The sequence below is a fragment of the Epibacterium ulvae genome (assembly GCF_018678075.1).
Classification (GTDB): Bacteria; Pseudomonadota; Alphaproteobacteria; order Rhodobacterales; family Rhodobacteraceae; genus Epibacterium; species Epibacterium ulvae_A.
The window spans coordinates 69305-92334 of record NZ_JAHHIR010000005.1 but is presented as its reverse complement, the minus strand read 5'-3'; the positions used below and the strand labels follow the sequence as shown (position 1 = coordinate 92334).

General features: G+C 59.2%; 20 protein-coding genes. 13 read left to right on the top strand and 7 right to left on the bottom strand.

Annotated elements, in window-relative coordinates:
• Window positions 1-10: 10 nt before the first annotated feature.
• From KMP13_RS00860 to KMP13_RS00805, 12 genes are all read left to right on the top strand, one after another.
• The gene (locus tag KMP13_RS00860) at window positions 11-3448 is read left to right on the top strand and encodes an indolepyruvate ferredoxin oxidoreductase family protein (protein ID WP_215263550.1); all 3438 of its coding nucleotides are present in this window, start codon (window positions 11-13) and stop codon (window positions 3446-3448) included.
• 142 nt (window positions 3449-3590) lie between these two features.
• Window positions 3591-4475 (top strand): lysophospholipid acyltransferase family protein, encoded by an 885-nt coding sequence (locus KMP13_RS00855; RefSeq protein WP_215263691.1) that lies wholly within the window; start codon window positions 3591-3593, stop codon window positions 4473-4475.
• A gap of 53 nt (window positions 4476-4528) precedes the next feature.
• Window positions 4529-5338: a glutamate racemase gene (gene murI, locus KMP13_RS00850; protein ID WP_215263549.1), complete on the top strand. Its 810-nt coding sequence runs from the start codon at window positions 4529-4531 to the stop codon at window positions 5336-5338.
• A 75-nt stretch (window positions 5339-5413) separates the two neighbouring features.
• Window positions 5414-6442: an N-acetyl-gamma-glutamyl-phosphate reductase gene (gene argC / locus KMP13_RS00845; protein WP_215263548.1), complete on the top strand. Its 1029-nt coding sequence runs from the start codon at window positions 5414-5416 to the stop codon at window positions 6440-6442.
• A gap of 56 nt (window positions 6443-6498) precedes the next feature.
• Complete coding sequence (gene ccmE / locus KMP13_RS00840; protein ID WP_215263547.1) at window positions 6499-6942, top strand: cytochrome c maturation protein CcmE; 444 nt, start codon at window positions 6499-6501, stop codon at window positions 6940-6942.
• Window positions 6943-7259: 317 nt separating this feature from the next.
• On the top strand, window positions 7260-7871 hold the full coding sequence (locus tag KMP13_RS00835; RefSeq protein ID WP_215263546.1) for a holin-associated N-acetylmuramidase: 612 nt from the start codon (window positions 7260-7262) through the stop codon (window positions 7869-7871).
• Window positions 7862-8413, top strand: a complete 552-nt coding sequence (locus KMP13_RS00830; protein WP_215263545.1) for a holin family protein — start codon at window positions 7862-7864, stop codon at window positions 8411-8413. Before KMP13_RS00835 ends, KMP13_RS00830 begins: the two co-directional genes overlap by 10 nt.
• Before the next feature lie 110 nt (window positions 8414-8523).
• Entirely contained in the window at window positions 8524-10497 is a 1974-nt protein-coding gene (locus KMP13_RS00825; protein WP_215263544.1) for a heme lyase CcmF/NrfE family subunit, read from the top strand.
• Window positions 10494-10973, top strand: a complete 480-nt coding sequence (locus KMP13_RS00820; RefSeq protein WP_215263543.1) for a cytochrome c-type biogenesis protein — start codon at window positions 10494-10496, stop codon at window positions 10971-10973. The genes KMP13_RS00825 and KMP13_RS00820 overlap by 4 nt, the downstream gene beginning before the upstream one ends.
• A gap of 191 nt (window positions 10974-11164) precedes the next feature.
• Window positions 11165-11722 (top strand): DUF2087 domain-containing protein, encoded by a 558-nt coding sequence (locus KMP13_RS00815; protein WP_215263542.1) that lies wholly within the window; start codon window positions 11165-11167, stop codon window positions 11720-11722.
• Between the two features lie 82 nt (window positions 11723-11804).
• The gene (locus KMP13_RS00810) at window positions 11805-12581 is read left to right on the top strand and encodes an enoyl-CoA hydratase-related protein (RefSeq protein ID WP_215263541.1); all 777 of its coding nucleotides are present in this window, start codon (window positions 11805-11807) and stop codon (window positions 12579-12581) included.
• Between the two features lie 142 nt (window positions 12582-12723).
• Window positions 12724-13896 (top strand): DegT/DnrJ/EryC1/StrS family aminotransferase, encoded by a 1173-nt coding sequence (locus KMP13_RS00805; RefSeq protein WP_215263540.1) that lies wholly within the window; start codon window positions 12724-12726, stop codon window positions 13894-13896.
• 115 nt (window positions 13897-14011) lie between these two features.
• Here KMP13_RS00805 and gltA read toward each other — a convergent pair whose 3' ends face one another.
• Window positions 14012-15307 carry a citrate synthase gene (gene gltA / locus KMP13_RS00800; RefSeq protein WP_215263539.1) on the bottom strand — a complete coding sequence of 432 codons (1296 nt, stop codon included), beginning with the start codon at window positions 15305-15307 and terminating at the stop codon, window positions 14012-14014.
• A 131-nt stretch (window positions 15308-15438) separates the two neighbouring features.
• Window positions 15439-16839: a glutamate--tRNA ligase gene (gltX, locus tag KMP13_RS00795; RefSeq protein ID WP_215263538.1), complete on the bottom strand. Its 1401-nt coding sequence runs from the start codon at window positions 16837-16839 to the stop codon at window positions 15439-15441.
• Between the two features lie 91 nt (window positions 16840-16930).
• Between gltX and KMP13_RS00790 the strand changes: the two genes are divergently transcribed.
• Window positions 16931-18997, top strand: a complete 2067-nt coding sequence (locus KMP13_RS00790; RefSeq protein ID WP_215263537.1) for a ComEC/Rec2 family competence protein — start codon at window positions 16931-16933, stop codon at window positions 18995-18997.
• A gap of 22 nt (window positions 18998-19019) precedes the next feature.
• Here the strand turns inward: KMP13_RS00790 and lexA are convergent, their stop codons facing one another.
• The 5 genes from lexA to KMP13_RS00765 form a co-directional block, all read right to left on the bottom strand.
• A complete protein-coding gene (lexA, locus tag KMP13_RS00785; protein ID WP_215263536.1) occupies window positions 19020-19715 on the bottom strand; it encodes a transcriptional repressor LexA in 696 nt (231 codons plus the stop codon).
• A 142-nt stretch (window positions 19716-19857) separates the two neighbouring features.
• Window positions 19858-21024: a molybdopterin molybdotransferase MoeA gene (locus KMP13_RS00780; RefSeq protein WP_215263535.1), complete on the bottom strand. Its 1167-nt coding sequence runs from the start codon at window positions 21022-21024 to the stop codon at window positions 19858-19860.
• Complete coding sequence (gene moaC, locus KMP13_RS00775; protein ID WP_215263534.1) at window positions 21025-21495, bottom strand: cyclic pyranopterin monophosphate synthase MoaC; 471 nt, start codon at window positions 21493-21495, stop codon at window positions 21025-21027.
• 4 nt (window positions 21496-21499) lie between these two features.
• On the bottom strand, window positions 21500-22309 hold the full coding sequence (gene trpC, locus KMP13_RS00770; protein ID WP_215263533.1) for an indole-3-glycerol phosphate synthase TrpC: 810 nt from the start codon (window positions 22307-22309) through the stop codon (window positions 21500-21502).
• A gap of 15 nt (window positions 22310-22324) precedes the next feature.
• Window positions 22325-22975, bottom strand: coding sequence for a uracil-DNA glycosylase (locus KMP13_RS00765; RefSeq protein WP_215263532.1), 651 nt, complete (start codon window positions 22973-22975; stop codon window positions 22325-22327).
• Window positions 22976-23030: the final 55 nt, after the last annotated feature.

Sequence of the window (23030 nt, the reverse complement as noted above, 5' to 3'; positions counted from 1 at the left end):
GGAGGACTTGATGGGCAAGCAAGGGATTTCGCTGAACGACAAATACGATCTGTCGCAAACACCAATTCTACTAAATGGAACCCAAGCATTGGTGCGGTTGATGCTGATGCAAAAGGCACGTGACCGCGCAGCGGGGTTAAATACCGCCGGCCTAGTGACCGGCTATCGCGGCTCGCCCTTGGGCGCGGTTGATATCCAGATGGCGCGCGCGGAACGGCCGCTGAAGGAGGCCGAGGTTCAATTCCAATACGGGCTGAATGAGGATCTGGCCGTCACCGCCCTATGGGGCGCACAACAAGCCGAGGTGCGCGGCGAAGGCAGATACGACGGTGTCTTTGGCCTTTGGTACGGCAAAGGCCCCGGCGTGGATCGATCCGGCGACGCGCTGCGGCACGCCAATATGGCGGGGTCCTCGAAACATGGCGGCGTTCTGGTCGCCATGGGCGACGACCACACCGGCGAAAGCAGCACTGTGTTGCACCAGTCTGAGTGGTCTTTGCTGGATTGCTACTTGCCCGTCGTCAGCCCGGCCGGGGTGCAGGAGATTCTGGACTATGGCATCTATGGTTATGCTTTGTCGCGGTTTTCCGGCCTTTGGGTCGGGCTTAAAACCATGAAAGACACGATCGAGGTCACATCCGTGGTCGACGGCGACCCCGACCGGATGCGGCTGGTGACACCTGAATTTGACATGCCTGCGGATGGGCTGAACATTCGCCTCGATGATGACCGTTTCCGCCAGGAAGACCGGATCATCGACTACAAACGCTTTGCAGCCGAGGCGTTTTCCCATGCCAACAAGATGGACAAACGTGTTTGGGGCAAACCCGGTGCCAAGATCGGATTGGTGGCGGCTGGTAAAAATTGGCTCGATCTGGTGCATGCGTTGAAGCTGTTGAATATCGACGAAGCGATGGCAGAACGGCTTGGTATCACCACATACAAGGTCGGACAGACGTTCCCGATGGATATGAAAGGGTTCAATGACTGGGCCGAAGAACTTGACCTGATTGTGGTGGTGGAAGAAAAGCGCAAGCTGATCGAGATCCAGATCAAAGAGGCGATCTTTGACGACCGTCGCGGCCGCCGTGTTTATGGCTGGTACAAGGGCGGAGCCGGGACCATGCACCGCGAAGAGCTTTTCCCCACCAAATTCGCCCTCGACCCGATTATGATCGCCGAAAAGCTTGGCGGTATTCTGGTCGAAGAGGGCCGCGATACCGAGGCGATACAGGCGGGGCTCGCCGCATTGGCCGACGCAAAACGGTCCGATAACGCAGAAAACATCGCCAATCGTTTGCCCTATTTCTGTTCGGGCTGCCCCCACAACAGTTCCACCCGCGTCCCCGCAGGCAGTCGCGCCTATGCCGGGATTGGCTGTCATTTTATGGTGCAATGGATGGACCGCGAAACCCAAGGCGTGACCCAAATGGGCGGCGAAGGGGCCAATTGGGTCGGCGAAGCGCCGTTTTCCAACACCAAACATGTGTTTCAGAACCTCGGCGATGGGACCTACAACCACTCGGGCATTCTGGCGATCCGCGCGGCTTTGGCCCAAGGCACCACGATCACCTACAAGATCCTCTATAATGACGCGGTGGCGATGACCGGCGGGCAAGAGGCCGAGGGGGATCTGACCGCCCATCGCATCGCTGATGAACTGCGCGCCATGGGGGTGCAAAAGCTCGCCGTGGTTTATGACGACAAGGAAGATCTGGATCTGAGCCTGTTTCCCAAAGGGGTCAGTTTTCACGCCCGCGATCAGATGATGCAGGTCCAGCGCGACTTTACTGAGGTCGAGGGCGTGTCGGTCATCCTTTATGTGCAGACCTGCGCTGCCGAAAAACGTCGCCGTCGCAAAAAGGGGACGTTCCCTGATCCGGATCAGCGCGCGTTCATCAATACCGACATCTGCGAAGGCTGTGGCGATTGCGGGGTGCAGTCCAACTGCGTGTCCATCGTGCCGGTCGAAACCGAGCTGGGCCGCAAGCGGGCAATAGATCAATCGTCCTGCAACAAGGATTATTCTTGCGTAAATGGGTTCTGCCCGTCCTTTGTGACGGTCAAGGGCGCGCAAATTCGCAAAACGGCGACCACGGACCTGGATCTGCCGGATTTGCCGATGCCTAAGCTGCCGACCATCAACGGCACCCATAATGTGGTGATCACCGGGGTGGGGGGCACGGGCGTTGTGACCATTGGCGCGATCCTGGCCCAGGCCGCACAGATCGATGGCAAGGGCGCGGGGATGATGGAGATGGCCGGCCTCGCCCAGAAGGGGGGCGCGGTGCATATCCATTGCAGGCTTGCCAACCGACCCGAGGATATCAGCGCCATTCGTGTGGCTACCGGCGAGGCGGATGCCTTGATCGGCGGTGATTTGGTGGTCAGCGCCGGGGCCAAGACTTTGGGACTGACCGCACAGGGGCGCACCGGTGCGGTGGTCAACAGTCATGAGATCATCACCGGCGATTTCACCCGCGACACCGGTTTTCGCATTCCGGGAGAGCGGCTGCAACTGGCACTGACTGCCCGGCTGCGGGACCGGGCTGATCTGTTTGATGCCAGCGAATTGGCGCGGATCACCATGGGCGATTCGATCTTTTCCAACATGATGATCTTTGGCGCGGCCTGGCAGCGGGGTCTGATCCCGGTCAGCCACGACGCCTTGATGCAGGCGATCACGTTGAACGGCACCGCGGTGGAGCGCAACAAACGCGCCTTTGACATCGGTCGCTGGGCGGTGACTGACAGCGAGGCGGCGCAAGCGCTGATCGCGCCCAAGGCAACCGCATTGCCGAAAACGCTGGAGGAGCAGATCGCCTTCCGCGCCGATCACTTGCGTGCCTACCAAGGGGGGCGGCTGGCAAAACGGTATCTGAAACTGCTGCAGCCGATCCGCAACCCTCGCCTTAAGGAAGCGGTCGCCAAGGGGTATCACAAGCTGTTGGCCTATAAGGATGAATATGAGGTCGCGCGCCTGTTGCTGGACACCCGCGCCAAGGCCGAGGCGGAGTTTGAAGGCGCGTTACAGCTGAAATACCACCTGGCGCCGCCTATCTTGGGGAGCACCGACCCGGATGGACGCCCCAGAAAACGCGCCTTTGGGCCGTGGGTGGAAAAACTCCTGCCGCTTCTGGCGCGAATGAAACGCCTGCGCGGCACGCCGTTTGATGTTTTTGGCTATTCAGCTGAGCGCAAGATGGAGCGCGCGTTGATCCGCCAATATGAAAGCGACATGGCCACATGGCTTGTGTTGGACGGCGATGACACCGCGTCTGTGCGACTGGATCCGCTGGTGGCTTTGGCGGAACTCCCCTTGCAAATTCGCGGATTTGGCCCGGTGAAGACGGCAAATGAAGTCACAGCAGCCAAACGGCGCGAAGAACTGCTGGCGGCGCTGACCCATGGATTAAACGATAGGCAACCAGCCAAAGCGGCGGAGTAAGGAATATCACCTATTGCTTCCCTTTGGTTACCATAGTGTCATAAGTGCTGGGCAGTTCGATCGGACTGCCCTATATCCCCCGGATAATCCCGATGGTTACTGGCTGTTGGGGCTTCCACGATGTTGAATGAGACTCTACGAAATGCCTTCGCGCAGACAGATCGCCCGCGAAATATCTTACTCCCACTCTGCCGAAACCTGTTCCGGCCGTGCGTTGATCCGCCTGATGGAAAACTCCACCGGGCGTTTCAAACTGATCAAACGAGCTGAAGGATATGAGGACGACGTGGCCGCCGGCCAGGACTTCTGGTCGGTTCTGCCGGAACGCTATGGGCTGTCGCTGGATGTTGTGCGCGGCTCGTTGGATATGATCCCCCGTGATCGCCCGCTGGTCTTGATTGCCAATCACCCTTACGGGATCCTCGATGGCATGATGATGGGCAATATTCTGTCCAGCACGCGCGGTGATTTCCGCATGCTGGCCAATCACGTGTTTCGCAAGGCCGAAGATCTGAACCGGGTGGTTCTGCCGGTGGATTTTGGCACCTCAAAAGAGGCGATGCGCACCAATCTTGCTACCCGCAAAGCTGCACTCGACTATCTGGGTCAGGGCGGTGCCATTGGCATTTTCCCCGGCGGCACGGTCAGCACGGCGGCAACCCCGTTTGCGCATCCCATGGACCCCGGTTGGCGTGGCTTTACCGCGCGGATGATCGCCAAATCCAATGCGGTTGTGGTGCCGGTGTTCTTTGATGGCACCACCTCACGCCTGTTCCAGCTTGCCAGCCACGTCCATGTGACGTTGCGCATGGGGCTGTTGATCAAGGAATTCAAAAAGCGTGTCGACCGTCCGGTGCGCATTTCGATTGGTGCTCCGATCGACCGTGACATCCTGGACCCGCTGTCGCGCGATACAAAAGCAATGATGGATTTCTTGCGCAAAGCGACGTATGAGCTGTCTCCAACACCGTTGAAATCTTTGGATTACGGGTTTGAGTTTGAGGAAAAGCACCGGGTGCGCGCCTGAACGGGACGTAGCGTAGCACAGGGTGCAGGGTCGAGAGGGTACAAGAGGGTACAGTGGCTGTAGGCATCTTTGATTCTGGTCTGGGCGGGCTCACCGTGCTGGACGCCGCGCAGAAGTCTCTGCCGGACGTGGATTTCCTCTATTATGGAGACAACGCGCGCGCACCTTATGGTGTGCGTGACGCAGAAGATGTGTATCAGCTCACCAAAAACGCGGTTGAGGACATGTGGTCCAAAGGCTGCGATCTGGTGATCCTTGCCTGCAACACGGCGTCGGCCGCTGCCCTGCGTCGCTTGCAAGAAGAGGGCCTGCCGCCGGGCAAACGCGTCCTTGGCGTCTTTGTGCCGTTGATCGAGACGCTGACCGAACGCCAATGGGGCGACAATTCCCCACCGCGCGAAGTGACGGTGAAACACGTGGCGCTGTTTGCGACGCCGGCCACCGTGGCCAGCCGCGCCTTTCAGCGGGAACTGGCGTTTCGGGCCATTGGTGTGGATGTCGAAGCACAGGCCTGTGGCGGGCTGGTCGATGCCATCGAAGACGGTGACATGATCCTCGCCGAAGCCTTGGTGCGCAGCCATGTGGATGCGCTGCTGCGCAAGATGCCGACACCTGAGGCGGCGATTTTGGGCTGCACCCATTATCCGCTGATGGAGGCGATCTTTCAGGACGCCTTGGGCCCAAATGTGAAGGTCTACAGCCAGGGCAATCTGGTGGCAGACAGCCTTGGTGATTATCTGACGCGCCACTCTGATATGTTCGGGGCCGGAACGGGTGGGTTTTACACCACCGGCGATCCGGCGCGCGTCAGCGTCCATGCGACCCAGTTTCTCCGACGAGAAATCTCATTCCAGGCAGCGTAACTGCCCTTTGACCCTTCCTTTGATACCTAGTGATGGCTCGCCATCGCGGATGACAGTTTTGAACAGAGAACCGACATGACACATAACGTGGCTATTCTGGGCGCCTCCGGCTATACCGGCGCAGAACTGGTGCGGCTGATTTCGCAGCACCCTTCGATCAAAATCGCAGCGCTGGCTGCGGAACGCAAAGCAGGCATGGAGATGGCCCAAGTGTTCCCGCATCTGCGTCACTTGTCCCTGCCAACCCTGTGCAAGATCTCGGAAATCGACTTTTCCCAGATCGATCTGTGCTTTTGTGCGCTGCCTCATAAAACCAGCCAGGAAGTCATTAGCGCCCTGCCGCGGGATCTGAAAATCGTCGATCTGTCGGCCGACTTCCGTCTGCAGGATCCTGCGGAATATGAGAAATGGTACGGCAATCCCCATTCCGCGATCGAGATGCAGAAAGAGGCGGTCTATGGCCTCACGGAATTTTACAGAGATGAGATCGCATCGGCACGCCTTGTGGCCGGCACGGGGTGTAATGCCGCCACGGGCCAATTTGCCCTGCGGCCGCTGATCTCGGCCGGGGTCATTGATCTGGATGAGATTATCCTCGATCTGAAATGCGCCGTCTCCGGTGCCGGTCGCGCGCTCAAGGAAAATCTGCTGCATGCGGAGCTGTCCGAGGGCTATCATGCCTATGCAATTGGCAGTACCCACCGCCACCTTGGCGAATTTGACCAGGAGTTCAGCAAGCTCGCAGGCCGTCCCGTCACAGTTCAATTCACCCCACATCTGTTGCCGGTCAACCGCGGCATTCTGGCAACGACCTATGTCAAAGGCGAGGCCAGCGCGATCCATGAGGTCTTGGCACAAGCCTATGAAAGAGAACCTTTTATCGAGGTTTTACCCTTTGGTGAAACGCCGTCGACCCACCATGTGCGTGGTTCAAACTTCTGCCACATCGGGGTTGCGCAAGACCGTCTTGAAGGGCGGGCCATTGTGGTAGCAGCCCTTGATAACCTGACAAAAGGTAGCAGTGGACAAGCCTTGCAGAATGCAAACCTCATGTTAGGTGAAGAAGAGACAGCGGGTCTGATGATGGCACCGCTGTTTCCGTAATTGAACAACCCCGAGAGGCGGGCGTGCCGCGTGGTGGCGCGCCTGGATCAAGGTATATGAAGACGCTGAAGAAACAACGACGCATCCAAGTTCTCGTGGCCGCAACGGCGGCGCTGATATTGGCCTCTGGGCTGATCGGCTATGCGATGCGCGATGGCATCAACTTCTTCCGCGCGCCCAGTCAGGTGATGGAAGAGCCGCCAAAGTCGAGCGAAGTGTTCCGGATGGGTGGTTTGGTCGAAGAAGGTACATTGGTGCGCGGTGAAGGCGGCGAAGTGCGGTTTTCGGTGACCGACGGCGGCGCAACGGTGCCAGTGGTGTTTGCTGGCGTGTTGCCAGACCTTTTTGGCGAGAACCAGGGGATGGTGGGCACCGGGCGTTATGTGAATGGTGTCTTTGAGGCTTCTGAGATTCTGGCCAAACATGATGAGACCTATATGCCCAAGGAAGTGGTCGACGCGCTGAAAGAGCAGGGCGTCTATCAAGAACCCGAAAGTTAAGACCGGGTTTATTATCTAAAAAGGTGACACCCAGTATCAGGCAGGTGCTCCCGCCCCAAACCCGCCGCCCAAAGGGTGGCGTTTTGCGTTTGGGGTGGCGCCGCGCAAAGCGCGGCGCGCGGCCCAAGGCCGCAAGGGATCACGGCCCGAAGGGCGGAGGATCCCGCGGGCGCGGGAGTGCATCCCTTTTGGGAATTGGATAATCGTGTTCGCGTGCGCAACCAAATGGGTGTTGCGCACCCGGCGCGCGCCTCGCTTTCTGCCTGTTAAGCGCGCTCTGCCAGGATGGTCGCAATCCATTCAACCGGAGCAGAGCCATGCGCCATATCTATGACATCGCCAAAGAAATTGTCGCCCGCGAGGGGAGATTTGTGAACGACCCCGACGATCCGGGCGGCGCCACCAAACATGGGGTGACTTTGAACACGTTGCACTCCCTGAACCGTGACATCGATCGTGACGGAGATGTGGATGTGAGCGATGTCAAAGCGCTCGAACAGGGTGACGCGACCAAGATCTTTGTCGATCACTATTACAAGAAGCCCCATCTTGATCTCTTGCCCGAGGTTTTGCAGGACAGTGTCTTTGACATGCAGGTCAACGCGGGGCGCAATGCGGTTTTGATCCTTCAGCGCCTGTTGCGCAATATGGGGTTTGAGATCGCCGTCGACGGCCACATTGGCCAGCAAACCGCAAAAGCAGCACATGCGGCGGCTCATGTAGATGCGCAAGCCTTGCGCGACGCCTACGGGATTGCGCGACGCAACTACTACCTCGCAATTGCAGACCGACGCCCCAAAAGTCGAAAATACGCCCGCACCCGCGCCGGGACCAAGGGCGGTTGGATCAAACGGGCCGAGGACTTCATCTCACCCGCCTATCACTTGAGTGCCGAGGAATTTGCACAACGGGTGGCGTCATGGGGGTAATACAAACGGTGTTGCCGATCCTGTTTGGCACACAGAGCAATGTCCTGCGCGAAACGGCAGAGGTCTTTCGAGAAAATGCCGAAGCCGCCGCCAACCGCAGTCAAGAGGTCCAACTGTCCGCGTTGTCGCAGATGGCGGCGGAATTCGCCCAGCCCAAGGTTGGCGTGTTTGACCGTGTCGTTGATGGTCTGAACCGGCTGCCACGGCCCTTGCTTGCCCTGGGGACGTTGGGGTTGTTATCATCCGCCATGATCGATCCGGTTTGGTTTGCAGCCCGCATGCAAGGCATTGCGCTGGTGCCCGAGCCACTGTGGTGGCTGCTTGGTGTGATCGTGACCTTCTACTTTGGGGCGCGCCATCAGGCCAAGGGGCAGGACTTTCAACGCAATCTGGCCGAAACATTGGCGCGCGTACCGCAGGTTCTGTCCAATCTCAAGGCCTTGGACACCTATTCCGAGGTCACAATCAAAGACCTAACACAGGTGACGCGCGCAGAAACGAACCCGGCGCTGGCCCAATGGAAGGCCGCGCAACGCGGCTAATGCCACCAGATCCAGCAGCTGCCTCACGTCCCCGTGTCTGCGACCAACTGCGCAGGCGCGGGAGCGATTGAACCATTGGCCTATGGCCCCGAGGTGCGTATAAAATCCCCATGATTACAGAGCTCGGCCATTTCGCCCTTATCCTCGCCTTCCTGATTGCCATCGCCCAGACGGTGATCCCCCTCATTGGTGCTCACAAACGCTGGCCCGGATGGATGTCCGTGGCGGAACCGGCGGCGCAGGCGCAATTCTTCTTTGTCGCCTTCTCCTTTGGGGCGTTGATGTGGGCGTTTATCACCTCGGACTTCTCGCTGCGGCTGGTGACGTTAAACAGCCACTCGGCCAAGCCGATGCTGTATAAGATCGCTGGCACCTGGGGCAATCACGAAGGGTCGATGCTGTTGTGGGTGTTGATCGTCGCCCTGTTTGGTGCCACCGCTGCGGTGTTTGGCGGCGGGTTGCCGCCCACGTTGAAAGCGCGGGTTCTGTCCGTTCAAGCTGCGATTGGCGTCGCGTTCTATAGCTTTATCCTGTTTACATCCAACCCGTTCCTGCGGCTGGCCGTGCCGCCAATGGACGGACAAGACCTGAACCCGCTGTTACAAGACCCCGGCTTGGCCTTCCACCCGCCGTTCCTCTATTTGGGCTATGTCGGATTGTCGATGGCGTTCTCTTTCGCGGTGGGCGCGTTGATCGAGGGGCGCGTAGATGCGGCATGGGGGCGTTGGGTGCGCCCGTGGACCCTGGCGGCCTGGGTTTTCCTGACCATCGGTATCGCGCTTGGCTCCTGGTGGGCCTATTACGAGCTGGGTTGGGGCGGGTTCTGGTTCTGGGATCCGGTCGAAAACGCCTCCTTCATGCCGTGGCTGTTGTCTGCCGCATTGCTGCACTCGGCCATCGTGGTGGAAAAACGCGAGGCGCTGAAAAGCTGGACCATTCTGCTGGCGATCCTGGCCTTTGGGTTCTCCTTGATCGGGACGTTTATCGTGCGCTCCGGGCTTTTGACCTCGGTCCATGCATTTGCAAATGACCCGGAACGCGGTGTCTTTATCCTGATCATCATCGCACTGTTTACCGGCGGAGCCCTCACGCTGTTTGCCACCCGTGCCCAAGCGATGGAGGCCAAGGGTGTCTTTGGCCTTGTCAGCCGTGAGACCGGTCTGGTGGTCAACAATATCCTGTTGGCGGTCAGCTGTTTTGTGGTTTTCTTTGGCACCCTTTGGCCGGTGGTGGCTGAGATGGCCTTTGACCGCAAACTCTCTGTCGGACCGCCGTTTTTCAATATGGCCTTCACCCCCTTCATGGTGGGTCTGGGTATTGCGATGCCCATCGGAGCCATGCTGCCGTGGAAACGAGGCAAGTTGCGGCGGGCCTGTTGGCAGCTGCGCTATGTCTTTGCCTTGGCCGTGGCCATGATGGTCCTGGCTTTTACGCTGCAAACCGGGCGCTCTGCCCTTGGTCCTGTTGGGCTGTTTCTGGGCACTTGGATGGTCTTTGGCGCCTTTGCCGATCTGTGGATGCGCAGTGGCAAGTCGTCTGTCACCGATCGCCTGAAACGGATCCTGCGTCTGCCGCGTGCGGATTGGGGCAAGGCGGTTGCGCATTCGGGCCTTGGTGTCACCATCTTTGCCATTGCCGGTCTGACGGCTTGGGAGGCGGAAGACATCCGTGTCGCCCAGATTGATGAACCCTTTGAGGTTGGAGCTTATACGATGGTTCTGCGCGATGTGGGTCGTGAGCGGGGGCCGAACTATTTCGCGACCCGCGCCACGATTGACGTGACGCGAGACGGCAAACCGGTGACCACGCTCTATCCAGAAAAACGCGACTATCCGGTGGCGCGCATGCCCACGACCGAAGCTGCGATTGACTACAAATTCCTACGCGATCTTTACGTGGTGATTGGCGATCCGCAAAACAACGGCGGCTGGACGGTGCGAACCTATATCAAACCGCTGGCCAATTGGATCTGGGGCGGGTGTCTGTTGATGGCTTTTGGCGGCTTCCTCAGCCTGTCGGACCGGCGTTTCCGCGTCGCCGCAGGTGCGCGCAAGTCCAATGTCCAAGGGGTGCCTGCGGAATGAAGACCTTGTTCTCGGCCCTCTGTCTGTCCCTTATCATCGCGCTGTCGCCCTTTGCCACAGCACCGGCCTGGGCGGTTGAACCGGATGAGATCCTGGATGATCCAGCCCTGGAAGCGCGCGCCCGTGACTTGTCCAAGGGGTTGCGCTGTCTGGTCTGCCGTAACGAGAGCATCGACGAATCCAACGCTGATCTGGCGCGTGATCTGCGGATCCTGCTGCGCGAACGTCTGACGGCGGGTGACACCGATGACGAGGCGATGGATTTTATCGTCAACCGTTTTGGCGAATTTGTCCTGCTGCGGCCGACCACCGGCGGCGCCAATTGGCTGCTTTGGGCGGCAGGTCCGGCCATGCTGCTGATTGGTCTGATTGTCGGCGGTGGCTTTGTGCGCGGACGTGCGCGCGCTACGACCAAGTCCGAGGATGCCTTGTCAACAGAAGAACAGGCCCGGCTGAAAGCCATCCTGGAAGAGTGATTGCATAGGCGTGCGGGCGTTGTTAGGGTGGCGGCGGTCCGCAGTTCACCCAGGCTCCGCCCCGCGCTAAACCTGCGATCTTATGTTAGTATATCCTGATCCTGTCTTTGGACTTTGCTCAGGCGATACCCACGGACACGGGCGGACATCCAACCTGCACCAGCAGGCGCGGTATCGCGAGGAGAAAACCCATGTCCAAGGAACAAACGCGCCCTGATATCGGGCACGAGCCTGGCCGAGAGACTGGCCGCAACGTCATTCAGCTGACCATCGACGATCTGTCCCAATTTACCAAAACCCTGCGCAAACAGCTGGACACGCCCCCCAGCCATGTTGAAATGCTGACCCATGTGGCGCGCGCTGCGGGTTATCGTAACTATCAACATCTGCGCGCCCGCAACACGCCGGTGCCACAGGCCAACCGCAAACAGGTAGATCGCGCGGCACGGTATTTCGACGAGGCCGGGCAATGGGCGCGCTGGCCGTTGAAACGCGGCGTGCGTGAGCTATGCCTTTGGGTGGTCTGGGCGGCGATCCCCGCGCGAGAGCGGTTCAGCGAGCGCCAGGTCAGCGCCGTGATCGATGAGATGACGGTGTTTCGCGACGCCGCACAGATCCGGCGGTCCCTGATCGAGATGCAGCTGATGCGCCGTGACCGCGACGGCAGCAACTACCAACGTCTGGAGCAGCCCATGCCGCCCGAGGCACGGGCGCTGTTGGCGGCGATCAAAGAACGGCGCGTCGGCTGACATTCCGACGCCGGGTCGGGGCTTTTCGCGCCGGCCCGCATCGGGCAGTCTGGCGCATAGTGTTTAATGAGGGACCGCCGCTATGGACTATGTTGAGATCACATTCACCTGTCAGGACGGATTGGCGGTCATCACGATGAACCGGCCTGACAAAATGAACGCAATGAACGCGGCAATGCGGGCTGAGATCACCCATGTCTTGGGCCACCGGCTGGAGGGCGCGCGTGCGGTTGTCCTCACCGGGGCTGGAACAGCGTTCTGTTCTGGCCAGGACCTCGGGGATGCGCGCAATACGACCAAGCTTAATCTAGAGCGGGTTTTGCGTGACGAGTACTATCCCATGTTGGAAGCCCTGGTGAATTGCCCGTTGCCGACACTGGCGGCTGTCAATGGGGCTGCGGCCGGGGCGGGGGCCAATCTGGCGCTGGCCTGTGATGTTGTCATGGCTTCTGAGGCGGCGTTTTTCAGCCAGGCCTTTAGCCGCATTGGCTTGATGCCAGACGCCGGGGGGACGTGGTTCTTGCCACGTCAAATTGGTCTGGCCAAGGCGATGGGCGCCGCGCTTTTCGCCGATCGCATCTCGGCGCGCGCGGCGAGCGATATGGGCATGATCTATGAGGCGGTGCCAGCGGACGAATTTGACGCCCATTGGCGAAACCGTGGTGCAAGCCTTGCTGCGGGGCCCACCTGTGCCTTTCGAGCAGTCCGGGACGCCATGCGGGCCAGCTTTGGCAATGATTTGAAGTCCCAGCTGAACCTCGAAGCGCAGTTGCAGGGCGAGTTGGGCAAAAGCCGGGATTTCATCGAAGGCGTGTCTGCTTTCCTTGAAAAACGCCCCGCAAAATTCGAAGGTCGCTAACAGAAAATTAAGGTGCGTCGACTACCCGTAACGGATATACCAGCCTGTCAAATTTGATGCAAATTCGCGCCTTTATTGCTGGCAGCGATGCTCGGATTTTGTGGCGTAATGGTGCCGATGATTTTTCAAAGTGGTAGCCTCGATGTATGTTCTTCGCAGTAAGGAAATAAAGCTTTCAGACACGGTTTTGACCACCGGTGATCGGGCCGCGCTTGCGGATTGGATTGCGACCGGCGGGTCACTGGCGCGCGGCGCGCAGACCGACGCGTTCGAGCGTGAGATTGCCGCGTGGTTAGGCGTGCGTCACGCGATCATGGTCAATTCCGGCGCCTCGGCCAATCTGGTGATGGCCTATGCCCTGAAGGAGGGCGGACGGCTGCGCAATATGCGCGCAATTGTGCCCGCGCTCAGCCGACCTACCACCGTGGCCCCCTTGCTGCAGCTTGGGTTTCAGGTCTCCTTGTGTGACTGCGACGCCCAGACCCTCAACATCGATCTCGACCAGCTTGAACGCGCGATGGAGGCTGACAGCCCGGCGCTTTTGGTTCTGCCCCATACCCTTGGCGTGCCGTGCGATATGGCGCGGGTAGTTGAGCTGTGCGCGCGCTATGATGTGATCCTGCTGGAGGACGCGCGCGAGGCTATGGGCTCTGCCATGGCCGAACAGAAACTGGGCACTTTTGGCACCGCCGCCAGTTTTTCCCTGCGGGAGGGGTATCAACTGTCGACCATCGAGGGCGGGTTGATCGTGACCAATGACGATGACCTGCACCAGTTGATGCTGTCGCTGCGGGCCTATGGCAATGCAGCCGAACTGGGACCCGATCGGCGCAACCAGCTGCGCCAGCGTCTGGGGCATGTGAATTTTGGTGCGCAATCCGGTTTTCTGCATGCAGGATTTGGGCTGAACGGGTCTGAGGTCAATGCATTTTTGGGACGTCGTCAAATTCCCCGCTTGGCCGCGGCAGTAGAGCGGCGCATGCGCAACCGTGAGATCCTGACGACCGCCTTGGGGGAGATGTTCACGCAGACCAGCGCCGCCGCAGTGACATCCTGCAATGCCTTTGGCACGTTGGTGCGCAACCGGGATGAAGTGGTTGACTATCTGCGTCATGCCCGCGTGGACAGCCGCGCGTTGATTGCGCCCAATATCGCCCGTTTGCCGTTTTGGTATGCGCAGATGGGTAAGACGTCCATGCCGGTGGCGGGCCGTGTCCATGACATGGGCCTGTCACTGCCGTTGCATTCGGGACTGACCGAAATGGAGATGGTCCGGATCGCGGACGTGTTGCACCGGATCGCTGATCCCGGCTGATCGGGGAGCTGCACCCAAAAGGAAAACCCGCCCCAGCGTCTGCTGTGGGCGGGTTCTTTGGTTTTAGAAAGCCACGCGGTGGCGCAGGTGGCCCCCAAATAAGGGCCGCCCAGGCTTAGCGGTTTTCGATGTCGATGTAATCGCGTGCGTTGGCACCCGTATAAAGCTGACGGGGACGACCGATTTTCATTGTTGGATCCGAAATCATCTCTTTCCACTGCGAGATCCAACCCACGGTGCGCGACAGCGCAAAGATCGGGGTGAACATCGACGTTGGGAAACCCATCGCTTCGAGAATGATGCCCGAGTAGAAGTCCACGTTCGGGAACAGCTTCTTCTCAACAAAGTAGGGGTCGTTCAGAGCGGTCTGTTCCAGCTCTTTTGCAACTTGCAGCAGCGGGTTGTCTTCGACGCCCAGCAGTTCCAGAACTTCGTCGGCAGATTGCTTCAGAACTTTCGCACGCGGGTCGGTGTTTTTGTAAACACGGTGACCAAAGCCCATCAGACGGAACGGATCGTTCTTGTCCTTTGCCTTTGCGATGTATTCAGGAATGCGGTCAACAGTGCCGATTTCCTTGAGCATTTCCAGACACGCCTGGTTTGCACCACCGTGCGCCGGACCCCAGAGGCAGGCAATGCCAGCAGCGATACAGGCAAACGGGTTTGCACCTGAGGACGACGCCAGACGCACGGTCGAGGTCGATGCGTTCTGTTCGTGGTCCGCATGCAGGGTGAAGATCCGGTCCATTGCACGGCTCAGGATCGGGTTCACCTGGTAGTCTTCGGCCGGAACCGAGAAACACATGTGCAAGAAGTTCGCCGCGTAATCCAGGTCGTTGCGTGGATACACAAACGGCTGACCGATGGAGTATTTATAGGCCATCGCTGCAATGGTAGGCAGTTTCGCGATCAGACGGATCGCCGCAACTTCGCGCTGCCACGGATCCGAGATATCGGTGGAATCGTGGTAGAACGCAGACATCGCGCCAACAACACCAACCAGGGTTGCCATTGGGTGTGCGTCGCGGCGGAAACCACGGAAGAAGTTGTGCATTTGTTCATGCACCATCGTGTGGTTTGTCACACGGCTTTCAAAATCTTCCAGCTGTGTGGAGGTCGGCAGTTCACCATAAAGCAGCAGGTAGCAAACTTCGAGGTAATGGGATTTTGCCGCCAACTGGTCGATCGGGTACCCGCGGTGCAGCAGTTCACCTTTGCCACCGTCAATGAAGGTAATGGTGCTGTCGCATGACGCGGTCGAGGTAAAACCCGGGTCATAGGTAAAGACACCGGCCTGGGCATAAAGCTTGCGGATGTCGAGAACATCGGGGCCTGCCGTCGGCGAGAAAATGGGAAGCTCATACTCCTGATCATTCAAGGTAAGCTTAGCGGTTTTCTGAGTGTCGGTCATAGATGTCCCTTCCTGTTACAGGCATGGTGAGAAAGCTTAATACTCTGCATTCCATGCGGGGCAACACCTGCGCGCCACCCGCGCAGGCGATGTGTTATAGGAGCGGGCTTACTCTCGCGTTAAAGGCGAATTTATCCCGCGGCGTCTTGAATCCGGGCCAGGGTTTCATCACGACCCAGAACCATCATCATGTCGAAAACCGAAGGAGTGACCGCACGTCCTGCCAGCGCAGCACGCAGCGGCGCTGCGAGCTTGCCGAACTTGGTATCATGCGCTTCGGCGAAGGCGTTCAATGAAGCCTCCAATTCGTCTCGCGACCAGCTAGCACTTTGCAGATGCGGCGTCAATTCGCCCAGTATACCATCGGATACATTTCTCAGCGCTTTTTGGGCTTTTGCATCAGGTTCTATAGGGCGTGATGCCAGTGCAAACTGCGCCTTTTCAAGGAGTTCGGGGAAAGTCTTTGCCCGATCCTTCAGACAGAACATTGCTTTTTCCAAATTTTCTGACTGCGCTTCAGTCAAAGCCGGCTCTTTGGTCGCGTCGAGATACGCGACGATCTCGTGCCGCAATGCGGCATCTTCGATTTCTGCGATATGCTGGCCACACAGGTTTTCCAGTTTCTTGGTGTCAAAACGGGCCGGGCTTTTCCCGATTCCGTCGAAATTAAACCAGTCCTTGGCCTGTGCGTCCGTAAAAAATTCATCATCGCCGTGAGACCAGCCCAGGCGTGCCAAATAGTTGCGCATTCCGGCGGCTGGATAGCCCATCGCCTGGTATTCCTGCGCGCCCAAGGCCCCATGACGTTTCGACAGCTTCTTGCCATCGGCGCCGTGGATCAGCGGGATATGGGCATAGACCGGCAGCGGCCAGCCCATTGCAGTATAGATCATCATTTGGCGCGCTGCATTGTTCAGATGGTCGTCACCTCGGATCACATGGGTCACGCCCATATCATGGTCATCCACCACAACGGCCAGCATATAGACCGGCGTGCCGTCTGAACGCAGCAGAATCATATCATCCAGCTGCTGGTTCTTGATGGTGACATTGCCCTGAACCTCATCCTGGATCACGGTCTCGCCCTCTTTGGGCGCTTTAATCCGCACCACAAAGGGCGCATCGGGGTGCGTGTCCGGATCCGAGTCACGCCAGGGCGAGCGGTAGAGAGTTGATTTGCCTTCGGCTTTGGACTGTTCACGGAACGCCGCGATCTCATCCTGCGTGGCGAAACATTTATAGGCTTTGCCCTCGGCCAGCAGCTTTAGGGCCACTTCGGCGTGGCGGCCAGCACGTTCAAACTGGCTGATCACATCGCCATCATAGTCCAGACCCAGCCAATCCATGCCCTGCAGGATCGCAGCGGTTGCTTCGGGGGTAGAGCGTTCACGGTCGGTGTCTTCGATCCGCAGCAGGAATTTCCCGCCGCGGCCACGGGCATAGAGCCAGTTGAAAAGCGCGGTTCGTGCACCACCGATGTGCAAAAAGCCGGTGGGCGAAGGGGCAAAGCGGGTGACGACCGGTTGGGACATGTCGGTAATTAACCTTTCGGAAACCATATGAGGCCAAGTTTTCAGCCTGAGATTTCTGCCTGTCTACCCACACGCTCGGTCAGGAGCAAGCATGCGGATAACAAGGGCACTTCAACACAGCTGGAATGCACAGCAGGGGCATCTGTTTCCCTGGTCGGCCGTCTGCTTTGGACTGGGCGTTGCGCTTTATTTCAAATGGCCGGTGGAGCCGGGTGTTGTGGTCTGGGCTGTCGTTCTGTGCAGCGCAATTTCTGGTGCCGTCTTGTGCCGTGTGTCGCGCCTGTGGGGTTGTGCGGTTCTTTTGATCGCGGCAGGATTTCTATGCGCCAACCTGCGCGCCCATCTGGTTGCGGCCCCGGTTATCGAGTTTCGCTACTACGGCCCGGTTGAAGGCCGGCTGGTGGCAATTGACCGCTCTCAAAGCGACGCGTTGCGCCTGACCTTGGACCAGGTTCACCTGTCGCGCATGGCGCAAGAGCGCACACCACGCCGGGTGCGGATCACCGCACGTGATCTGGCAACAGCGCCGCCCATTGGCGCGCGGGTTATGACCACGGCGCATCTGTCTCTCACGGGCGGGCCGGTGGAACCCGGCGGTTTCGATTTCCGTCGTCATCTTTGGTTTCTTGGCATTGGCGCGGTGGGATATACGCGGGTGCCAGTTTTGCTGTCGGATATGCCCGGATCAGAGCTTTGGGTGGCGCGACACCGCGCACAGATCACCCAAGCACTGCACAACAGGCTACTGGGGGCAGGGGGCGCGGTCGCCGCCGCAGTCCTGACCGGTGATCGCAGCGGGTTGGACGCGGAAACGGTGCATGTGCTGCGTGTCAGCAATCTGGCGCATCTTTTGGCGATTTCCGGACTTCACATGGGGCTTTTGACCGGCGTGGTGTTTACCGCGCTGCGCATGACCTTGGTTGTCGGCGGATTGGCTCTGGGTCGGGACCTGCGGGCCAAAAAACTGGCAGCGGCTGGTGCCTTGCTGGCTGGTGCGGCCTATTTGGCGGTGTCGGGCGGCAATGTCGCGACCGAGCGTGCCTTTGTCATGGTCGCCGTTGTCCTTGGCGCGGTTTTGTTGGGACGTCGGGCGCTGACCTTGCGCGCGGTGGCCTTAGCGGCGTTGGTTGTTCTCGTGCATCGTCCCGAAAGCCTGCTGGGACCTGGGTTTCAGATGAGCTTTGCGGCGACCACGGCCTTGGTTGCTGTCTTTGGCTACCTGCGCGGGCAGCATTGGAACACGGGGCCCTCACTCCTGCGCCCAGTGCTGATGTTGTTGCTGTCTTCGGGTATCGCGGGGCTGGCCACGGCCCCCTTTGGGGCGGCGCATTTCAACACGATGTCCCATTATGGGCTATTGGCCAATACGTTGGCGGTGCCGGTGATGGGCGGGTTGGTGATGCCTGCGGCGGTGCTGGCCGTGGTTCTGCTGCCCTTTGGCGTCGAAGGTCTGGCGCTTTGGGCGATGGTGCAGGGGCTGGAATGGATCCTGTGGGTTGCGCATTTTGTGGCAGATCTGCCAAATCCGCAAAGCTTTGTTGCACAGCCGCAAGCTTGGGTGCTGGCGCTGATCAGTATTGGCGGTCTGTGTCTTTGCCTGCTGCAAGGCTGGGTGCGATCCGTGGGTCTTATATGCTTCATCTGTGCAGTCGTTGCGTGGAGAGCCAATGACCGCCCGTATCTGTTGGTGAGCGAGGACGGAGGCTTGATCGGACTGCGCACCGAGGCTGGACGGGCCTTGTCGCGCGATAAAGGTAGCGGTTTTATCGCCAAGGTCTGGTTGGAAAACGACGGCACGCCGGCCTCGCAAGCCGCCGCTGCCGCCCGATGGAGCGATGCGGCGGCGCGGCGCTTTGGCGCGTTGCGCGGCAAACGCGCCGCCGAGGGATTTGCGGGCTGCGGTGCCCATGTGATTGTTGTGAGCAACCAACCCTTGCCCGACAAGGGGCGAGACATGGACTGCCTGGTGATCGATCCCGACATGCTGCGCCTGACCGGCAGCCTGTCTGTTGCACAAAGTGGGGAAATCACAACCAACCGCGCCGTCTCGGGCCTGCGTCTGTGGAGCCCAAGCAAATGGCACACAGCACCGGACCCGCTGGCCGGAAAGCGCGTGCCCCGCGCAACAGCGCCGGACATCGCGGAACAAGATGGTTAATGTCTAAGGGCGCGCGGGCGCTTCAGTAGCTGCGGATCAACCCAACAAGGCGACCCTGAATACGCACCATATGAGAGGGGTATTTCTGGGTTGGATAGGCGGGGTTCTCAGCCTCAAGCGCGATCTGGTCGCCGGTGCGGTAAAACCGTTTCAGCGTGGCTTCCTGATCTTCGACCAGAGCAACCACGATGTCACCGTTGTCCGCATGCGAGGTCTCGCGGATGACAACCACATCACCGTCATTGATGCCTGCATTCATCATCGAATCGCCTTTAACTTCCAAGGCGAAATGCTGACCGCTTGCCGACAACATCGCGGTGGGCACAGCAACCTGATGGGAGACTTCGCTGATGGCCGCGATCGGTACGCCAGCCGCGATACGGCCCATAACAGGCACTTCAATCGCGCCGGACATCATCTTGTCAATGCTGGGTTTTTCCGGCTCATTCCCCTTGCCGCCGTCAATCACCTGCGGCGTGGTGACCGAGATATCGCCGCCCATGCTTTCGGGCAGTTTGATAATCTCAATCGCGCGGGCACGGTGGGCAAGACGGCGAATAAATCCGCGTTCTTCGAGGGCAGTGATCAAACGGTGGATGCCGGATTTGGACCGCAGATCCAACGCGACTTTCATCTCATCAAAGCTGGGTGGAACGCCATCGCGTTGCAGACGTTTGTGAATGAACTCCAACAAATCCAACTGCTTTTTTGTCAGCATCTGCGCCTCGCTTTGTTGATCACCTGTCGTGGTTTGTTCTACGCATGTTCTCGTTTTGTGTCAACCGCGAAGCTGTGGATAAAATAACGCCGCCCCGAGAGACAGGACGGCGTTGCAAAGGGTTAACAGACGGGCGTTTGGATTAGAGGGTCAGATAGGTGACCGTGGCGCCAGTGTCGCGCGCAGGATCATGGGGGGGGCGCAAAAGCAAAACGTTGGCTTCGGCCAGAACCGACAACAGCGCGCTGTCCTGGTTTTCACAGGCGGCAATCCCATCAGGGGTCAAAACCGCACGCATGTAATGTTCACGCGGCCCGTTTTTGCTGAGGGGTTCGCGCAGGGGCGCTGTCTTGAATGTGGTTCCATCCGGCAGACCGAGCATGCGTTCCACAACAGGTTTCAGGAACACATGACCACAGACCATGGCCGAGACCGGATTGCCGGGCAGACCAATCATCGCAGCGGTACCCATACGGCCACCCATCAACGGTTTGCCGGGGCGCATTGCAACTTTGTAGAAGGATTGTTCCATCCCCAAATCCTGCGCGACTTGCGCCACCAGATCGTGATCACCAACCGAGGCGCCGCCGATGGTCACCACCAGATCTGCTCCTTTGGCGAAGTTAAACGCCGCCTCAAGGGCTGGTTTCTGATCGCGGGCAATGGGCAGAATACGGACCGAAGCGCCACAATCCTCAAGCAGCGCTTTGAGCCCAAATGTATTGGAGGCAATGATCTGGCCCGGCCCCGGCGTCTCTCCCGGCATGACCAGTTCATCCCCGGTGGAGATCAGCGCGATATCCGGTTTGCGCCGCACGGGCACCTGCGGGACGTTCATCGAGGCCAGCAGCGCGATATCGGCCGAGGACAGCCGTTTGGGCGCGGCGATGATGTCGCCGATTTTGAAATCACCGCCGGCGGGGCGAATGTTGTCCCCGCCGGGTTGGTCGAGGATGGTGATCAGGTTACCTTTGCGGTCGACGTCTTCCTGGATGACCACAAAACTTGCGCCGTCTGGCACCGGCGCGCCGGTAAAGATGCGCACCGCCTGACCGGGACCCACACGGCCGTCGAACCGATGACCTGCCGCAGATTCTCCGATTACTTTGAACATGGCGTGCAGTTCTACTTCAGCCTTGTTCACCGCATAGCCATCCATCGTCGAGGCGGCAAAGGGCGGCTGTTCACGGCGGGCAGCAACGTCTTTGGCCAGCACTCGGCCAAAGGCCTCGGCCAGGGGAACATGTTCAACAGCCAGCGGCGAGACGAGATCAAGCAAATGGTCGAGAGCGGTGCGAACTGAGATCATCTATGCCTCGTACCGGCCTGATTTGCCACCATCTTTTAGCGTTACACGTATGCCGCCGATTTCCATCTCTTTGTCGGTGGCCTTGCACATGTCATAGACCGTCAGCGCGGCGGTGGAGACGGCGGTGAGCGCTTCCATTTCGACCCCGGTTTGGCCAGTGGTCTTGACCGTGGCCTCGATCTGCACACCGGGCAGGTCGGGATCGAGGGTGAGTTCTACGGCGACTTTGGTCACTGGCAGCGGGTGGCACAAAGGGATCAGATCGGGGGTTTTCTTGGCCCCCATGATACCGGCCAGACGGGCTACACCCAGAACGTCACCTTTTTTCGCGCGCCCGTCTGAGATCAGATCGAAGGTTTCTTGCGCCATGGTCACATGGCCGGTTGCGGTGGCGATACGGGAGGTCACGGCTTTGTCCGAGACATCCACCATATGAGCGTCGCCCTTTTGGTCAAAATGCGTGAGGCTCATGGCGTTAGGCTCCCGGCTGGGCTGGGTTGGCCAGCAGATCATGGGTGGCTTTGGCAACGTCATCCTGACGCATCAGGCTTTCACCGATCAGGAAGCTGCGGGAACCATAACGCGACATATCGGCCAGATCGTCGGGGCTGAACAAGCCGCTTTCACTCACAATGGTGCGGTCTGCGGGCACTTGTTTGGACAGGATCCGGGTGGTGTCCAGCGTCGTCTCAAAGGTTTTGAGGTTGCGGTTGTTGATCCCCATCAAGGGGGATTTCAGATCGCAGGCGCGCTCCAACTCTTCGGCGTTGTGAACCTCAAGCAGCACATCCATGCCCCATTCAAAAGCGCAGGCTTCCAGCTCGGCGGCTTGGGCGTCAGACACAGACGCGAGAATGATCAGGATACAATCCGCATTCAGGGCACGCGCCTCGGCCACTTGGTAGGTGTCATACATGAAGTCCTTGCGCAGCGCGGGCAGGGCGCAGGCGGCGCGGGCATTCACCAGGAACTCTTTGGCGCCTTGGAAACTGGGGGTGTCAGTCAGCACCGACAGGCAGGTCGCGCCGCCGGCCTCATAGGCTTGGGCGATGGCGACGGGATCGAAATCGGCACGGATCAGACCCTTGGAGGGGCTCGCTTTTTTGACCTCAGCAATCAAACCGTAGCCTTCGCGGCTGGCGGTGATCAGCTGATCGGCAAATCCACGCACGGGATCGGCGGCTTTGGCCTCTGCCTCAACCTCAGCCAGCGGTTTGGCCGCTTTGTCGGCGGCGACTTCTTCGAGCTTATAGGCTTTGATCTTGTCGAGCACGTTTTCAGTCATGGCGCGGCCTTTCGGTTATTGGCTCCAATCGATGGGCGAATGCCCCTGTTGGGTAAGCCAGTCGTTCACATTTGAAAAGGGGCGGGAGCCGAAAAACCCACGTCGCGCAGATAGAGGCGAAGGGTGGGCGGACTTTAGGATCAGGTGATCACCGCTCTGGATGAATTTTTCGAGCTTTTGTGCGGTGTTACCCCAGAGAATGAAAGCAGTAGGGCGCGTGGAGCATTGGCCCAAGATCTGATGCACCAACTGGGCCCAGCCCAACCGCTTGTGACCATCAGCCTCACCCGCGGGAACAGAAAGCGCGGTATTGAGCAGCAGCACGCCCTGTTTTGCCCATCCACGCAGGTCGCCATTGGGGCGGGTGATCTCAAGATCGCTCTCTAACTCTTTGTAAATATTACCAAGGGAACGGGGCAAGGGCCGCACATCGGGTTCGACCGAGAACGACAGCCCATGGGCATGACCGGGGGTTGGATAGGGGTCTTGGCCCAGGATCACAACGCGCGTCTGATCCGGTGGCGTCAGGTCAAGGGCGGCAAATCTGTCGGCGTTCGGCGGCAAGATCTGGCGTGTCTCTTCCGCAAGCGCGGCCTCGATACCGGGCCAGTCTTGTGTGAAAAACGGCAGATGCGCCCAAGGCGCGGGAATGCTGTGTGTGGACATGTGAAAAGCCAAACCTTTATGGGCACCCTGTGGCTCCGGGCGGCAAAACCCGGAG

What these genes read in the sequence shown, in the direction of transcription:
- KMP13_RS00860 (WP_215263550.1), top strand. Translation starts at nt 11, where the DNA reads ATGGGCAAGCAAGGGATTTCGCTGAACGACAAATACGATCTGTCGCAA.
- KMP13_RS00855 (WP_215263691.1), top strand. Translation starts at nt 3,591, where the DNA reads ATGCCTTCGCGCAGACAGATCGCCCGCGAAATATCTTACTCCCACTCT.
- argC (WP_215263548.1), top strand. Translation starts at nt 5,414, where the DNA reads ATGACACATAACGTGGCTATTCTGGGCGCCTCCGGCTATACCGGCGCA.
- ccmE (WP_215263547.1), top strand. Translation starts at nt 6,499, where the DNA reads ATGAAGACGCTGAAGAAACAACGACGCATCCAAGTTCTCGTGGCCGCA.
- KMP13_RS00835 (WP_215263546.1), top strand. Translation starts at nt 7,260, where the DNA reads ATGCGCCATATCTATGACATCGCCAAAGAAATTGTCGCCCGCGAGGGG.
- KMP13_RS00830 (WP_215263545.1), top strand. Translation starts at nt 7,862, where the DNA reads ATGGGGGTAATACAAACGGTGTTGCCGATCCTGTTTGGCACACAGAGC.
- KMP13_RS00825 (WP_215263544.1), top strand. Translation starts at nt 8,524, where the DNA reads ATGATTACAGAGCTCGGCCATTTCGCCCTTATCCTCGCCTTCCTGATT.
- KMP13_RS00820 (WP_215263543.1), top strand. Translation starts at nt 10,494, where the DNA reads ATGAAGACCTTGTTCTCGGCCCTCTGTCTGTCCCTTATCATCGCGCTG.
- KMP13_RS00815 (WP_215263542.1), top strand. Translation starts at nt 11,165, where the DNA reads ATGTCCAAGGAACAAACGCGCCCTGATATCGGGCACGAGCCTGGCCGA.
- KMP13_RS00810 (WP_215263541.1), top strand. Translation starts at nt 11,805, where the DNA reads ATGGACTATGTTGAGATCACATTCACCTGTCAGGACGGATTGGCGGTC.
- KMP13_RS00805 (WP_215263540.1), top strand. Translation starts at nt 12,724, where the DNA reads ATGTATGTTCTTCGCAGTAAGGAAATAAAGCTTTCAGACACGGTTTTG.
- gltA (WP_215263539.1), bottom strand. Translation starts at nt 15,307, where the DNA reads ATGACCGACACTCAGAAAACCGCTAAGCTTACCTTGAATGATCAGGAG.
- gltX (WP_215263538.1), bottom strand. Translation starts at nt 16,839, where the DNA reads ATGTCCCAACCGGTCGTCACCCGCTTTGCCCCTTCGCCCACCGGCTTT.
- KMP13_RS00790 (WP_215263537.1), top strand. Translation starts at nt 16,931, where the DNA reads ATGCGGATAACAAGGGCACTTCAACACAGCTGGAATGCACAGCAGGGG.
- lexA (WP_215263536.1), bottom strand. Translation starts at nt 19,715, where the DNA reads ATGCTGACAAAAAAGCAGTTGGATTTGTTGGAGTTCATTCACAAACGT.
- KMP13_RS00780 (WP_215263535.1), bottom strand. Translation starts at nt 21,024, where the DNA reads ATGATCTCAGTTCGCACCGCTCTCGACCATTTGCTTGATCTCGTCTCG.
- moaC (WP_215263534.1), bottom strand. Translation starts at nt 21,495, where the DNA reads ATGAGCCTCACGCATTTTGACCAAAAGGGCGACGCTCATATGGTGGAT.
- trpC (WP_215263533.1), bottom strand. Translation starts at nt 22,309, where the DNA reads ATGACTGAAAACGTGCTCGACAAGATCAAAGCCTATAAGCTCGAAGAA.
- KMP13_RS00765 (WP_215263532.1), bottom strand. Translation starts at nt 22,975, where the DNA reads ATGTCCACACACAGCATTCCCGCGCCTTGGGCGCATCTGCCGTTTTTC.